The following is a 12281-nucleotide window of genomic DNA, read 5'->3' as shown; positions in this document are numbered from 1 at the left end:
GCGCCTCTGGCGCCTTTTTTCATGGCATAAAACGGTAGCCGATGCCGGTTTCTGTCAGCAGATGGGCAGGCTGTGTCGGGTTGGCTTCCAGCTTCTGACGCAGATGTCCCATATAGATACGCAGATAGTGGCTGTGCTCCACCGCATTCGGTCCCCAGACCTGGCTCAGCAGTTGCCGCTGTGTCAGCACCTTCCCGGCATTGTTCAGCAGAATACTCAGCAGGCGAAATTCAATAGGAGTGAGGTGAACTTCAGTGTCGCCGCGCTGCACCCGTCGTGCGGCAAAATCGACACTGACATCGGCAAAATGAACCCGGGCGTCGGGCTGCTGGCTGCTATGACGGCGCAGCGCAACCCGCACGCGCGCCATCAGTTCGCCGATGCCAAAGGGTTTGGTCAGATAGTCATCCGCACCGGCATCCAGTGCCGCGATCTTATCCTGCTCATCACTGCGCGCGGATAACACAATCACCGGCATGGCGCTCCACTGGCGCAGATCGCGGATAAAATCGGTGCCATCCCCATCCGGCAGGCCCAGATCCAAGATAACCAGATCGGGTTTACGGGTCGCCGCCTCAATCAGTCCGCGCTGCAGCGTATCTGCATCAAAAACTTTAAGGGCTTCACTCTCCAGTGCGAGCCGGACAAAGCGACGGATCTCTTTTTCATCTTCAACGATCAAAACCGTGGTCACGCAATACCTGCCTTAACGGGGTGCCGAAGCGCTACTTTATCAATATTTCTGGCTGCCGTCCGGCGGCTTCATCGTTCGGCCACTTTCAACTCTTCAATAACCTTGCGATAACCTTTGTATAACTTAATTACAGGCTGATTCTTAAACAGCAAAAATAGCGGTAATTAAGTGGTCAGACGAGTAGTAAAATTACACAATCTGGCGTAAAGTCAGACACAGATCACATTCGCACCGTTTCGCTCGCCGGGAGGAAAAACCATGTATCAGGCTTATCCACGCTACAAAATTGTTGCACGCCGCACGCTGGTAGTTCTTCTCGGCGTTATGGCGCTTCCTGTCATGCTTTTTCGCCAGGATCGCGCCCGTTTCTACAGCTATCTGCACCGCATCTGGTGTAAAACCAGCGCCAAACCGGTCTGGCTGGCCCAGTCAGAAGCGGCAGGCGGCGTCTTCTGGTAAAGCCTCCTGTCAGCAAACAGGCCCGGTCAGCAGACCGGGCTTTTTTTTACTTTTTTTCTACAATAATGAGAGCAACCTGTTGCTTTAACGCTGTCTTCCTGACCATTTTACGCTACACTTAAACCTCTACAAGATTTCAGAGGTTGTACAAGTATGAGCAATAAAATCCCCGTTGGAATCAGTGCATGCCTGCTCGGCGATAGCGTCAGGTTTGATGGTGGCCATAAGCGTCTTACTTTTGCGACCCAGGATCTTACGCCCTTTGTCCGTTTTGAGCCGATCTGTCCTGAAATGGCAATCGGTTTGCCTACACCGCGTCCGGCATTACGGCTGGTGAAGCAGGGCGATGATGATGACTTGCACCTCTGCTTCAGCAAAGATGGCGGGGAAGAAGTCACCCGCCAGATGCGTGACTGGTCAGCAGAGCGGGTAAAATCGCTGCATCATCTTTCGGGCTACATCCTGTGCGCCAAATCCCCCAGCTGTGGCATGGAGCGTGTACGGGTCTATGAACCTGACACCAACAACAACCGCAAAGTCGGCACCGGCATCTTCGCTGAATTTCTGCAGCGCGAAATGCCCTGGCTGCCGCTGGAAGAAGATGGTCGCCTGCACGATCCGGCGCTGCGTGAAAACTTTATCGGCCGCATCTGCGCGCTGCATGAGTTTAATCAGATGTGGCAACAGGGACTGACCCGCCACGGGCTGATCGCCTTCCACAGCCGTTACAAGCTGATGATGCTGGCGCACTCGCAGGAGAAATATCGCGAGCTGGGACCTTTTGTCGCTTCCATGAGCCAGTGGGATTCGCTGGACGCCTTTGCGTTTGAATACCGCAACCGAATGATGGCGCTGATGTCTCGTCCCGCGTCACGCCGCAATCACACCAATGTCCTGATGCACGTGCAGGGCTATTTCCGCCGTCAGCTCAGCTCGCCACAGCGTCAGGAGCTGGCCACGCTGATTGATCGCTATCGCCAGGGGACGCAGCCGCTGCTGGTGCCGATCACCATCCTCAAGCACTACATGGCGGAGTTCCCGCATCCGTGGCTGGCTCAGCAACGTTATTTTGACCCCTATCCCGAAGCCTTGTGCTTACGCTACGGACAGTAATTCAGGAGGCGTATGACCACCCATCTGGTCTGGCTGCGTAACGATTTACGCATCAACGATAATCTGGCGCTGCACGCCGCCTGTCGCGACAGCAAGGCGAACGTCATTGCGCTCTTCCTGGCGACGCCGGAACAGTGGCAACAGCATGAGATGTCACCTAAACAGGCTGCCTTTATCCACGCCAGCCTGCTGGAAGTGCAGGATGCGCTGGCAGAGCGGGGCATCAGACTGCACTATCAGGCGTGTAACGCCTTCAGCGACAGCATTGATGCTCTGGCAGCGTTTTGTGAAAAGCAGAAGGTCGACCAGCTTTTCTATAACTATCAGTATGAGGTCAATGAGCGTCAGCGTGATGCAGAAGCTGAAAAGCGTCTCGACAAAGCGGGGGTTATCTGTCAGGGATTTGATGACAGCCTGCTGCTGGCACCCGGTAGCGTACAGAGCGGCGACCGCTCCATGTATAAGGTGTTCACGCCCTTCAGCAAAGCCTTTGTCCGACGTCTTCAGCAGGGGTTGCCGGAGTGCGTCCCTGCGCCAAAAGCGCGTGAAGGCGCACCGCTGAAGACCCAGGCGATTCCTGCATTTGACTACCCCAAAGGCGAGTTTGACCGGGATCTTTTTCCGCCAGGCGAAACCGCGGCGCTGAAGCGTCTGCGCCACTTCGCTAAACAGCCGGTGCTGGACTATCCCGATAAACGCGATCTGCCTGCGCTGGATGCGACCAGCCGTCTGTCGGTTTATCTGGCAACAGGCGTGCTGTCGCCCCGCCAGTGTCTGCATCGTGTCCTGCATGAACATCCCGATGCGCTGGACAACAGCCGCGCATTTACCTGGCTGAATGAACTCATCTGGCGTGAATTTTACCGGCATCTGCTGGTCGCCTATCCCTCCCTGTGCCGCCATAAGCCCTTTGTTGACTGGACGCACCGGGTGGAATGGCAGCGCAATGAGGCCCATTTCGACGCCTGGAAAGCGGGAAAAACGGGCTTTCCGATCGTTGACGCTGCGATGCGGCAGATGAAGGAGATGGGCTGGATGCATAACCGGTTACGCATGATCACCGCCAGCTTTCTGGTGAAAGATCTGCTGATCGACTGGCGCGAAGGGGAGCGCTATTTTATGCAGCAGTTGATTGATGGCGATCTGGCGGCGAACAATGGCGGCTGGCAGTGGGCCGCGTCAACCGGGACGGACGCCGCACCCTATTTCCGCATCTTTAACCCGACGACCCAGGGCGAGCGCTTCGATCCGCAGGGCGATTTTATCCGCCACTATCTGCCGGAACTGGCCGATGTCCCCGACAGCGATATTCACCAGCCGCACCGCTGGGCGGAGAAGCATCATAAGAAACTCGATTATCCGGCGCCAATCGTGGATCATAAGGCCGCACGTAAAAAGACATTAGACGCCTTTGAGCGCGCCAAAAGCGCCGCCTGAGGCCTCGCAGGAGCCTGAATGAATCATTACGAACTGGAGGCGCTGATTAATCAGCATCTCAACAGCCATACCTTCAGCGATTATGCCCCCAACGGTTTACAGGTTGAGGGACGCAGTGAGGTTAAGCGGGTTATCACCGGTGTCACTGCCTGTCAGGCATTGCTGGATGAGGCAGTCGCCCGCGAGGCCGATGCGATAATCGTCCATCACGGTTATTTCTGGAAAAGCGAACCGGCCGCGATTAAAGGGATGAAGCGCCGCCGTCTGCGGACCCTGCTGGCGAATGATATCAATCTCTACGGCTGGCACCTGCCGCTTGATGCGCACCCGGAACTGGGCAACAACGCGCAGCTGGCAAAACTGCTGGATATTGAGATCCGGGGTGAAGTGATGCCGCTCGTTTTCCATGGCGAACTGGCAGAGCCGCTCTCCGGCGAACAGCTGGCCAGCCGAATCGGGGAGCGGCTGGGACGCCAGCCGCTGCATTGCGGTGACAACGCGCCGGCCCTGATTCGCCGTGTTGCCTGGTGCAGCGGAGGCGGGCAGGGCTTTATCGACCAGGCTGCGGCCGCAGGCGTCGATGCTTACCTTACCGGTGAAGTTTCTGAACAGACCATCCACAGTGCGCGTGAGCAGGGGCTGCACTTCTTTGCCGCAGGGCACCATGCTACCGAGCGGGGCGGCGCAAAAGCGCTGGGCGAGTGGCTGGCGCAGCACCACAATCTGGACGTAACCTTCATCGATATTCCTAACCCTGCCTGATGCCCTTCCCGGTCCTGCGCACCTGCGCAGGGCCTTATTTCCTGACGCTATTCCTGCTGCTGCACGCCTGCGCAGGCCCTTATTCTTCGATGAGAACCCACGCTGCTGCGCGCCTGCAGCGGAGCTTATTGATTGACATCTTCCTGTCACTTTCGCATAACTGTTTGCTTTATGTAGATAAGGCACTGGCCGAACCGCTGCTTTTGGCGGCACGGTCAGGCGCGATCTCAACTGAGCGGGAGGTAGCGGTTGCAACGAGCACGGTGTTATTTATCAGGGGAACGCGCTGTCGTGCTGGAGCTGGAACCGCCGGTTTCACTGGAGAGCCAGCAACGCATCTGGGGACTCAATCAGCGGCTGCGCGATCATGAGAGCGTGCAGGAAGTGATCCCTGGCATGAACAACATCACCCTGATCCTGCGCGATCCCCAGCAGAATGCGCTGGATGCGATAGAGCGTCTTCAGCGCTGGTGGGAGGAGAGTGAGGCGGAATTTCCCGCGTCGCGGGAGGTGTCGATCCCGGTGATCTATGGCGGCTCCTCTGGCCCCGATCTGACCGTAGTGGCGGAACATGCCGGACTGACGCCCCGTCAGGTAGTTGAGCTGCACAGCAGCAGCGAATATGTGGTGTTTTTTATCGGCTTCCAGCCCGGTTTCCCCTATCTCGGCGGACTCGATTCCCGTCTGCACACGCCTCGCCGTGCTGAACCCAGAGTCGCGGTGCCCGCCGGATCGGTCGGCATCGGTGGCAGCCAGACTGGCATCTATCCGCTGGCCTCGCCCGGTGGCTGGCAGCTGATCGGACATACCTCCACCGCGCTGTTCGATCCGCGCCAGCAACCGCCTGTGTTGCTGCGTCCCGGCGACCGCGTGCGCTTTGTGCCGCAACAGGAGGGCGTATGTTAAACATTCTGCGAGCCGGACTGGCCACCACCATTCAGGATGCCGGTCGCGCTGGCTGGCGGCAGTATGGCATCAGCCCCGGCGGCGTGCTCGACTATCCCGCTATGTTTACTGCCAACGTGCTGGTGGGCAATGCGCCCCACAGCGCGGTGCTGGAGATCGTGCTGGGCCAGTTTAAAGCGGAGTTTACCCGCAATGGCTGGTTTGCGCTGACGGGGGCGGGCTGTCAGGCGGAGCTGGATGGTCAGCCGGTCTGGACAGGCTGGCGCACCGCAGTAAAAAAAGGGCAGGTACTCTCGCTGGCAATGCCGAAGCGCGGCATGCGCAGCTATCTGGCGGTGCAGGGCGGCTTTGATCTGCCGGAGATGCTCGGCTCGCTCAGCACCGATCTCAAAGCGGGTTTTGGCGGCTTCGAAGGGCGAATCTTGCAGGATGGCGATCGCCTGCCGCTGGGCAAACCGACCCGGACGTTCGACCGCAAAGCCGGGGTGCGGCAACTGCTGTGGGGCAACCGGATTCGTGCGCTGCCCGGTCCGGAGTACCACGAATTCAGCCGCGACGCGCAGCAGGCCTTCTGGCGCACCGCCTGGAAACTCAGCCCGCAAAGTAACCGGATGGGCTACCGGCTGGAGGGGCGGCAACTCAGTCGTGAAAATCCGCGTGAACTGCTGTCACACGGCGTCATGCCTGGCGTGATTCAGGTGCCACCCAGCGGACAGCCCATCGTGCTGATGGCGGATGCCCAGACTACCGGTGGCTATCCACGCATCGCCTCGGTTATCGAAGCCGATCTCTATCACCTGGCGCAAATCCGTCTGGGTGAACCTGTTCACTTTATTCACTGCACCCTGCCGGAGGCGATGCTGGCGCGCCAGCATCAGCAACGCGCACTGGATCAGATGATGTGGGGGCTTAATGAAGATTGATTTAAATGCCGATCTCGGTGAGGGCTGCGCCAGCGATGAGGCACTGCTGCAACTGGTCACTTCTGCCAACATCGCCTGTGGCTTCCATGCGGGTGACGCGCAGACCATGCTGCAGTCGGTGCGCTGGGCGCAGGCATCGGGCGTGGCCATCGGCGCGCATCCCTCGTTTCCCGACCGGGAAAACTTTGGCCGACGCGCCATGCAGCTGCCGCCGGAGACGCTTTACGCCCAGATGATCTACCAGATTGGCGCGCTGAAAAGCCTGGCGGAAAGTGAAGGGGCGCGGCTGGTCCACGTCAAACCGCACGGCATGCTCTACAACCAGGCCGCAGCCGATCCGGTGCTGGCTGACACCATCGCCCGCGCCATCAGGGCGGTTGACAGCCAGCTGATCGTGACTGGGCTGGCTGGCAGCGAATCGATCCGCGCCGCGGCGCACTACGGCTTACGCACCCGGGAAGAGGTTTTTGCTGACCGGGGTTACCTGAGCAGCGGGGCACTGGTGCCGCGCAGCGAACCGGGCGCACTGATTGAGGATGAACAGCAGGCCATTGATCAGACGCTGACGATGGTCCGGCAGGGCAAAGTCAGAAGTATCAGTGGTGAATGGGTCGCGGTGAATGCGCAGACCGTCTGCTTACATGGCGACGGCGCACACGCGCTGCAGTTTGCCCGGCGGTTGCGTGATGCCTTCGCCGCTCAGCAGATTGCGGTTACCAGCGCCTGAATAACATTTAGCCCGGCTTATGCCGGGTTTTTCAACTCTGAGGAAAAACCATGGAAAGTGCAGTCAATCTCTGGCCGTTACTGGGCATTGCCGCCATCGTTATCGGCTTCGTGTTACGTTTCAATCCGGTGCTGGTCGTGATCGTCGCCGGATTCGTCACCGGTCTGGCGGCGATGATGCCGCTGGCGGACATTCTGGAAAAGCTCGGCGCGGGTTTTCTGAACACCCGTAATCTGCCGCTGATTCTGCTGCTGCCGCTGGCGGTCATTGGCCTGCTGGAGCGTCACGGGCTGAAGGAGCGGGCACAGGCGTGGATCGCACAGATAAAAACGGCCACCGCCGGACGTCTGCTGATCGTCTATCTGTTTGTCCGTGAAATCACCGCCGCGCTGGGATTAACCAGCCTGGGTGGCCATCCGCAGATGGTACGTCCGTTGCTGGCCCCGATGGCAGAAGGGGCAACGGAAAACCGCTATGGTGAGATCACACCTGAACTGCGCTACCGGCTGCGCGCCATGTCTGCGGCCACCGATAATGTCGGCCTCTTCTTTGGTGAGGATATCTTCGTGGCATTTGGCGCGATTATCTTTATGCATAACTTTATGCAGGAGTCGGCCGGGATTCAGACCGAACCACTGCACATTGCGTTATGGGGCATTCCGACCGCGCTTGCCGCCTTTCTGATCCACTCGGCGCGTCTGATGCGTCTGGATCGTCAGCTGGCGCGGGAACTGCAGCAGCTGAACAACCAGGCGCTGAAAGCCCGGAGAGGTGAATAATGTTCCAGCAACAATATCTGATGTGGCTGGCGGGCGTTATTCTGCTGGTGGTCGCGATTCTCTCCTGGCGCGACAGCGCAAATCCGCGCCGTTTTACCACCGGACTCTTCTGGGCGTTGTATGGCCTGGTATTTCTGGTGGGGGACTGGACGACGCAGATGATGAGCAGCCTGATGGGCTCGGATGCCGCGGGCACCCGAATGCTGCACATCACCATCGGTGTCATTGTGGTCGTGATGGCATTGATCGCCGGTTTCGGGGGTGTCCGGCTGGGTCGTTATCATCAGCGCAGTGATGAAGAGAAGCAGGCCAGCGCAGGGCGTCTGGGCAATAAACTGTTTCTGCCCGCGCTGGCGATCCCGGTCGTGACTGTGATCGGTGTGCTGGCGTTTAACCATATTCCCGGTCTGCAGGATGCGGTTTTCGGACCCGGCAACCACGCCACGCTGGTGACGCTCTTCTCCATGATGGTGGGCTGTCTGATCGGCTGGCTGGTGGCGTTAAAACTGACCCATGAAACACCGGTGCAGTCGATGCAGGAGACCCGCCGTCTGCTGGATTCGGTTGGCTGGGCCTTTATTCTGCCGCAAATTCTCGCCACCCTGGGACTGCTCTTTACCAGTGCGGGCGTGGGCGGTGCGATTTCGCATCTGACTGAGACCTGGCTGGCGGTAGACAACCGCTTTGTCGCGGTCACCGTTTATGCCGTCGGGATGGCGCTGTTGACCATGATCATGGGTAACGCTTTTGCCGCGTTTCCGATTATTACCGCAGGCGTCGGCATCCCGATCTTAGTGCTGCAGCACGGTGGTAATCCGGCGGTGATGGCCGCGATTGGCATGTTCTCCGGCTACTGCGGCACCCTGATGACGCCGATGGCGGCCAACTTCAATATCGTCCCGGCCGCGCTGCTGGAACTGCCGGACCGTAACGCGGTGATCAGGGCTCAGATTCCAACCGGTGTGCTACTGTTAATTGTTAACATTTTCCTGCTCTATTTCCTGATGTTTTTGTGAGGCCGCATGAAAACTGTTCTGATGACCGCCTTTGAACCCTTTGGCGGTGAAACGATTAACCCGTCATGGGAAGCGGTCCGCGCACTGGAGGGCAAACAGATCGGTGACGCCACCATCGTTATCCGCCAGTTACCTGTCGTCTTCCGCGATGTGCTGACGGTGCTCTATCAGGCACTGGATGAGGTTAAACCGGATCTCATTCTGTCCGTGGGGCAGGCGGGGGGCCGCAGCGATATCAGTGTTGAACGCATCGGCATTAATGTGGATGACGCCCGTATCCCGGACAACGCCGGTCATCAGCCGGTGGATGAGCCCGTGGTCGCGGGCGGCCCGGCAGCCTACTTTTCCCGCCTGCCGATCAAAGCGATTGTTGCGGCCGTGCGCGAAGCGGGCATTCCCGCGTCGGTTTCACAAACCGCCGGCACCTTTACCTGCAACCGGGTGATGTATGGCCTGCTGCACTGGCTGGCGCAGCAGGAGCGCCCGGCGCGGGGTGGTTTTATCCATATCCCTTATCTGCCCGAGCAGGCGGCGCAGCATCCCGGTGTGCCGAGCATGGCGGTCGCAACGATTATCAGGGCGCTGGAAATTTCGGTGCAGGTGACGCTGGAAACCGGTGACGACATAAAACAGGTGGGCGGAGCCACCCATTAAGAGGATGAAGGATGCCTGAAGGACCGGAAATCCGCCGTGTGGCGGATAAACTTGAATTCGCGATTGTGGGGCAGCCGCTGACAGAGGCGTGGTTTGCATTTCCTCAGCTGAAAACCTACGAACCGGCCCTGATTGGCGAGCAGGTGCAGGCGATTGAGACGCGCGGAAAGGCGTTGCTGACGCACTTCAGCAATGGCCTGACGCTCTACAGTCACAACCAGCTCTACGGCGTCTGGCGCATCGTCAAACCCGACACCGAACTTAACACCACACGTCAGCTGCGGGTGCGGCTGGCGACGGCGGGCAAAGCGATTCTGCTCTACAGCGCCTCCGACATTGAACTGCTCAACGCAGATACGCTGGCGGCCCACCCGTTCCTGAATCGTATCGGACCGGATGTGCTGAGTAGCGGTGTGACGGTGGATGAGGTCAGGGAACGGTTGCTCTCACCCCGCTTCCGGCGACGCCAGTTCAGCGGGCTGCTGCTGGATCAGGCGTTTCTGGCCGGGCTGGGCAACTACCTGCGCGCTGAAATCCTCTGGCTGGCACAGCTGCTGCCTCACCATAAGGCTCAGGAGCTGAGCGACGATCAGCTGACTGCATTCAGCGAAGCACTGCTGTCGGTACCGCGTCACGCCTACCGGATGCGCGGAACCATGAAGAAATATCATGAGGAAGCGGCCTTTCAGTTTGAGGTGTTTCACCGCCAGGGCAAGACGTGCCGGCGCTGTGGCACAACCATAGAGAAGGGCACGCTCTCATCGCGGCCTTTTTACTGGTGTCCGGGCTGTCAGAGGTAGAGAGAGGATTAAGTGAAAAGCGGGCGAGGGCAGAAACAGGCTGCTATAAGACCGAGCCTGCTCAGGAAACACGGTCAGATCGGAAAGACGCAAAAGCCGTCATCCCTGACATGCTCGGCCCGCGCCATCCCTGGCGCGGGACGCTTTCCTCTTCTGACCGTGTTACCTGCGCATTGAACTTATTCGTGGCGGCCAGATTCACCTCTATGCAGGCTTCTCAACTGGCCGGGGCGGGGATCGCTCCCCGCCATCACGAACTTACTTCTCCAGCTTAGAGCTGAATTCACGCTCAGTGTAACCGGTGTACAGCTGACGCGGACGGGCAATCTTCATGCCTTCATCGTGCATCTCTTTCCAGTGTGCAATCCAGCCAACGGTACGGGCCATCGCGAAGATCACCGTAAACATGGAGGAAGGAATCCCCATCGCTTTCAGAATAATACCGGAGTAGAAGTCGACGTTAGGATAGAGCTTACGCTCGATGAAGTACGGGTCGTTCAGCGCGATGTGTTCCAGCTCCATCGCCACTTCCAGCAGGTCATCTTTCATACCCAGCTCATTCAGGACTTCATGGCAGGTATCACGCATCACGGTCGCGCGTGGATCGTAGTTTTTGTAAACGCGATGACCAAAGCCCATCAAGCGGAAGGAGTCATTCTTATCCTTGGCACGTTTAACGAACTCAGGAATGTGCTCAACGCTGCTGATCTCTTCCAGCATACGCAGTGTCGCTTCGTTTGCACCGCCGTGCGCCGGTCCCCACAGGGAGGCGATCCCGGCGGCGATACAGGCAAACGGGTTCGCACCACTTGAACCGGCGGTACGTACTGTTGAGGTAGAGGCGTTCTGCTCATGGTCAGCATGCAGAATCAGAATACGGTCCATGGCGCGTTCCAGCACCGGGTTAACTTTGTACTCTTCGCATGGCGTAGCGAACATCATGTGCAGGAAGTTACCGGCATAGGAGAGGTCGTTGCGCGGATAAACAAATGGCTGGCCGATGGAATATTTGTAACACATCGCTGCCATGGTCGGCATCTTGGAGAGCAGACGGAATGCCGCGATTTCGCGGTGGCGCTCAATGTTTACATCCAGCGAATCGTGGTAAAAAGCCGCCAGTGCACCGGTCACACCGCACATCACCGCCATCGGATGCGAGTCACGACGGAAGCCGTGGAACAGACGGGTAATCTGCTCATGAATCATCGTATGACGGGTAACGGTGGTGCGGAACTCATCAAACTGCTTCTGATCCGGCGCTTCGCCATTCAGCAGGATGTAGCACACTTCCAGATAGTTAGAGTGGGTCGCCAGCTCAGAAATAGGGAAACCACGGTGCAGCAGGATACCTTCGTCACCATCAATGAAGGTGATTTGCGATTCGCAGGACGCTGTAGAAGTGAAACCGGGATCGAAGGTGAACAGGCCACTTGCACCCAGAGAGCGGACATCAACCACATCCTGGCCCAGCGAGCCTTTCAGCACGTCCAGTTCAATAGATGTTCCATCTTGCAGGGTTAGCGTTACTTTTTTATCTGTCATTTTCGTCTCCATAGCGCCTTATGTAGGTAAGGATCTTTAGACACCTGAAACGCGTTCATGTTGCGGTTGGCAAAACAACACAGTATCACTCTGCGGCGATCAGGCCGGTGCAGGGTACAGAGTGAGCGGCGCGTTCCCAGCGGGAACCTGTGAGCCATGGACATGCTGCATATCGCGGTTGTTAAAGATCCGGTCAGGACATAACTTCTTGGTAACCAATAACCTGATGCTTTTTAATGCTCATTATCGCAATGTTACATAACTTGCGCTTAGGGGAAAGTGTATCCCCATAACTTTTGTGCATCATAGGAATTTACAGGCTTAGTTTGTAACTGAATTGTTGAACTATTGTCAAATCAGATAATTAAAATTGTATCAATTGTGAAAATCGTGAGTATGATCACTGTTCTACCTAAAATATACCAAAGAGTTTGTAGGGGAATTGTAATCAGAATGTGATCCTCCTATA

Annotated in this window: 13 protein-coding genes; 11 read left to right on the top strand and 2 right to left on the bottom strand. The window is 57.7% G+C overall.

Annotation, left to right across the window (positions count from 1 at the left end; all coding sequences use genetic code 11):
• Window positions 1-19 precede the first annotated feature (19 nt).
• Window positions 20-694 carry a two-component system response regulator KdpE gene (kdpE, locus tag OJ965_RS15700; RefSeq protein ID WP_140028221.1) on the bottom strand — a complete coding sequence of 225 codons (675 nt, stop codon included), beginning with the start codon at window positions 692-694 and terminating at the stop codon, window positions 20-22.
• A 258-nt stretch (window positions 695-952) separates the two neighbouring features.
• Here kdpE and OJ965_RS15695 point away from each other — a divergent pair, with 258 nt between their 5' ends.
• The 11 genes from OJ965_RS15695 to nei all read left to right on the top strand — a co-directional run bounded on the left by OJ965_RS15695 (window position 953) and on the right by nei (window position 10270).
• Window positions 953-1153 (top strand): YbfA family protein, encoded by a 201-nt coding sequence (locus tag OJ965_RS15695; protein WP_265136936.1) that lies wholly within the window; start codon window positions 953-955, stop codon window positions 1151-1153.
• 153 nt (window positions 1154-1306) lie between these two features.
• Entirely contained in the window at window positions 1307-2266 is a 960-nt protein-coding gene (locus OJ965_RS15690) for a YbgA family protein (protein ID WP_009091437.1), read from the top strand.
• A 12-nt stretch (window positions 2267-2278) separates the two neighbouring features.
• Complete coding sequence (gene phrB / locus OJ965_RS15685) at window positions 2279-3703, top strand: deoxyribodipyrimidine photo-lyase (RefSeq protein WP_265136934.1); 1425 nt, start codon at window positions 2279-2281, stop codon at window positions 3701-3703.
• An 18-nt stretch (window positions 3704-3721) separates the two neighbouring features.
• Window positions 3722-4465: a type 2 GTP cyclohydrolase I gene (locus OJ965_RS15680; protein ID WP_265136932.1), complete on the top strand. Its 744-nt coding sequence runs from the start codon at window positions 3722-3724 to the stop codon at window positions 4463-4465.
• A gap of 249 nt (window positions 4466-4714) precedes the next feature.
• Window positions 4715-5371, top strand: a complete 657-nt coding sequence (pxpB, locus tag OJ965_RS15675) for a 5-oxoprolinase subunit PxpB (protein WP_111208935.1) — start codon at window positions 4715-4717, stop codon at window positions 5369-5371.
• Window positions 5365-6294: a 5-oxoprolinase subunit PxpC gene (pxpC, locus tag OJ965_RS15670; RefSeq protein WP_265136929.1), complete on the top strand. Its 930-nt coding sequence runs from the start codon at window positions 5365-5367 to the stop codon at window positions 6292-6294. The genes pxpB and pxpC overlap by 7 nt, the downstream gene beginning before the upstream one ends.
• Entirely contained in the window at window positions 6284-7021 is a 738-nt protein-coding gene (pxpA, locus tag OJ965_RS15665; protein WP_009091428.1) for a 5-oxoprolinase subunit PxpA, read from the top strand. Before pxpC ends, pxpA begins: the two co-directional genes overlap by 11 nt.
• Window positions 7022-7071: 50 nt before the next feature.
• Window positions 7072-7800 carry a DUF969 domain-containing protein gene (locus OJ965_RS15660; protein WP_265136928.1) on the top strand — a complete coding sequence of 243 codons (729 nt, stop codon included), beginning with the start codon at window positions 7072-7074 and terminating at the stop codon, window positions 7798-7800.
• Window positions 7797-8816 (top strand): DUF979 domain-containing protein, encoded by a 1020-nt coding sequence (locus OJ965_RS15655; RefSeq protein WP_265139281.1) that lies wholly within the window; start codon window positions 7797-7799, stop codon window positions 8814-8816. Before OJ965_RS15660 ends, OJ965_RS15655 begins: the two co-directional genes overlap by 4 nt.
• Before the next feature lie 6 nt (window positions 8817-8822).
• On the top strand, window positions 8823-9470 hold the full coding sequence (gene pcp, locus OJ965_RS15650; protein ID WP_265136926.1) for a pyroglutamyl-peptidase I: 648 nt from the start codon (window positions 8823-8825) through the stop codon (window positions 9468-9470).
• 11 nt (window positions 9471-9481) lie between these two features.
• The gene (nei, locus tag OJ965_RS15645; protein WP_265136924.1) at window positions 9482-10270 is read left to right on the top strand and encodes an endonuclease VIII; all 789 of its coding nucleotides are present in this window, start codon (window positions 9482-9484) and stop codon (window positions 10268-10270) included.
• A 258-nt stretch (window positions 10271-10528) separates the two neighbouring features.
• Here nei and OJ965_RS15640 read toward each other — a convergent pair whose 3' ends face one another.
• Window positions 10529-11812: a citrate synthase gene (locus tag OJ965_RS15640; RefSeq protein WP_009091420.1), complete on the bottom strand. Its 1284-nt coding sequence runs from the start codon at window positions 11810-11812 to the stop codon at window positions 10529-10531.
• Window positions 11813-12281 lie beyond the last annotated feature (469 nt).

The sequence above is a fragment of the Pantoea anthophila genome (genome assembly GCF_026104315.1).
GTDB classification, from domain to species: domain Bacteria; phylum Pseudomonadota; class Gammaproteobacteria; order Enterobacterales; family Enterobacteriaceae; genus Pantoea; species Pantoea anthophila.
The sequence above is the reverse complement of the archived record's forward strand: the minus strand, read 5'-3'. Positions and strand labels throughout refer to the sequence as shown.

Excerpts from the sequence above, each read along its gene's own strand:
- OJ965_RS15695 (WP_265136936.1), top strand. The coding sequence starts at position 953 with ATGTATCAGGCTTATCCACGCTACAAAATTGTTGCACGCCGCACGCTG.
- OJ965_RS15690 (WP_009091437.1), top strand. The coding sequence starts at position 1,307 with ATGAGCAATAAAATCCCCGTTGGAATCAGTGCATGCCTGCTCGGCGAT.
- phrB (WP_265136934.1), top strand. The coding sequence starts at position 2,279 with ATGACCACCCATCTGGTCTGGCTGCGTAACGATTTACGCATCAACGAT.
- OJ965_RS15680 (WP_265136932.1), top strand. The coding sequence starts at position 3,722 with ATGAATCATTACGAACTGGAGGCGCTGATTAATCAGCATCTCAACAGC.
- pxpC (WP_265136929.1), top strand. The coding sequence starts at position 5,365 with ATGTTAAACATTCTGCGAGCCGGACTGGCCACCACCATTCAGGATGCC.
- pxpA (WP_009091428.1), top strand. The coding sequence starts at position 6,284 with ATGAAGATTGATTTAAATGCCGATCTCGGTGAGGGCTGCGCCAGCGAT.
- OJ965_RS15660 (WP_265136928.1), top strand. The coding sequence starts at position 7,072 with ATGGAAAGTGCAGTCAATCTCTGGCCGTTACTGGGCATTGCCGCCATC.
- pcp (WP_265136926.1), top strand. The coding sequence starts at position 8,823 with ATGAAAACTGTTCTGATGACCGCCTTTGAACCCTTTGGCGGTGAAACG.
- nei (WP_265136924.1), top strand. The coding sequence starts at position 9,482 with ATGCCTGAAGGACCGGAAATCCGCCGTGTGGCGGATAAACTTGAATTC.
- OJ965_RS15640 (WP_009091420.1), bottom strand. The coding sequence starts at position 11,812 with ATGACAGATAAAAAAGTAACGCTAACCCTGCAAGATGGAACATCTATT.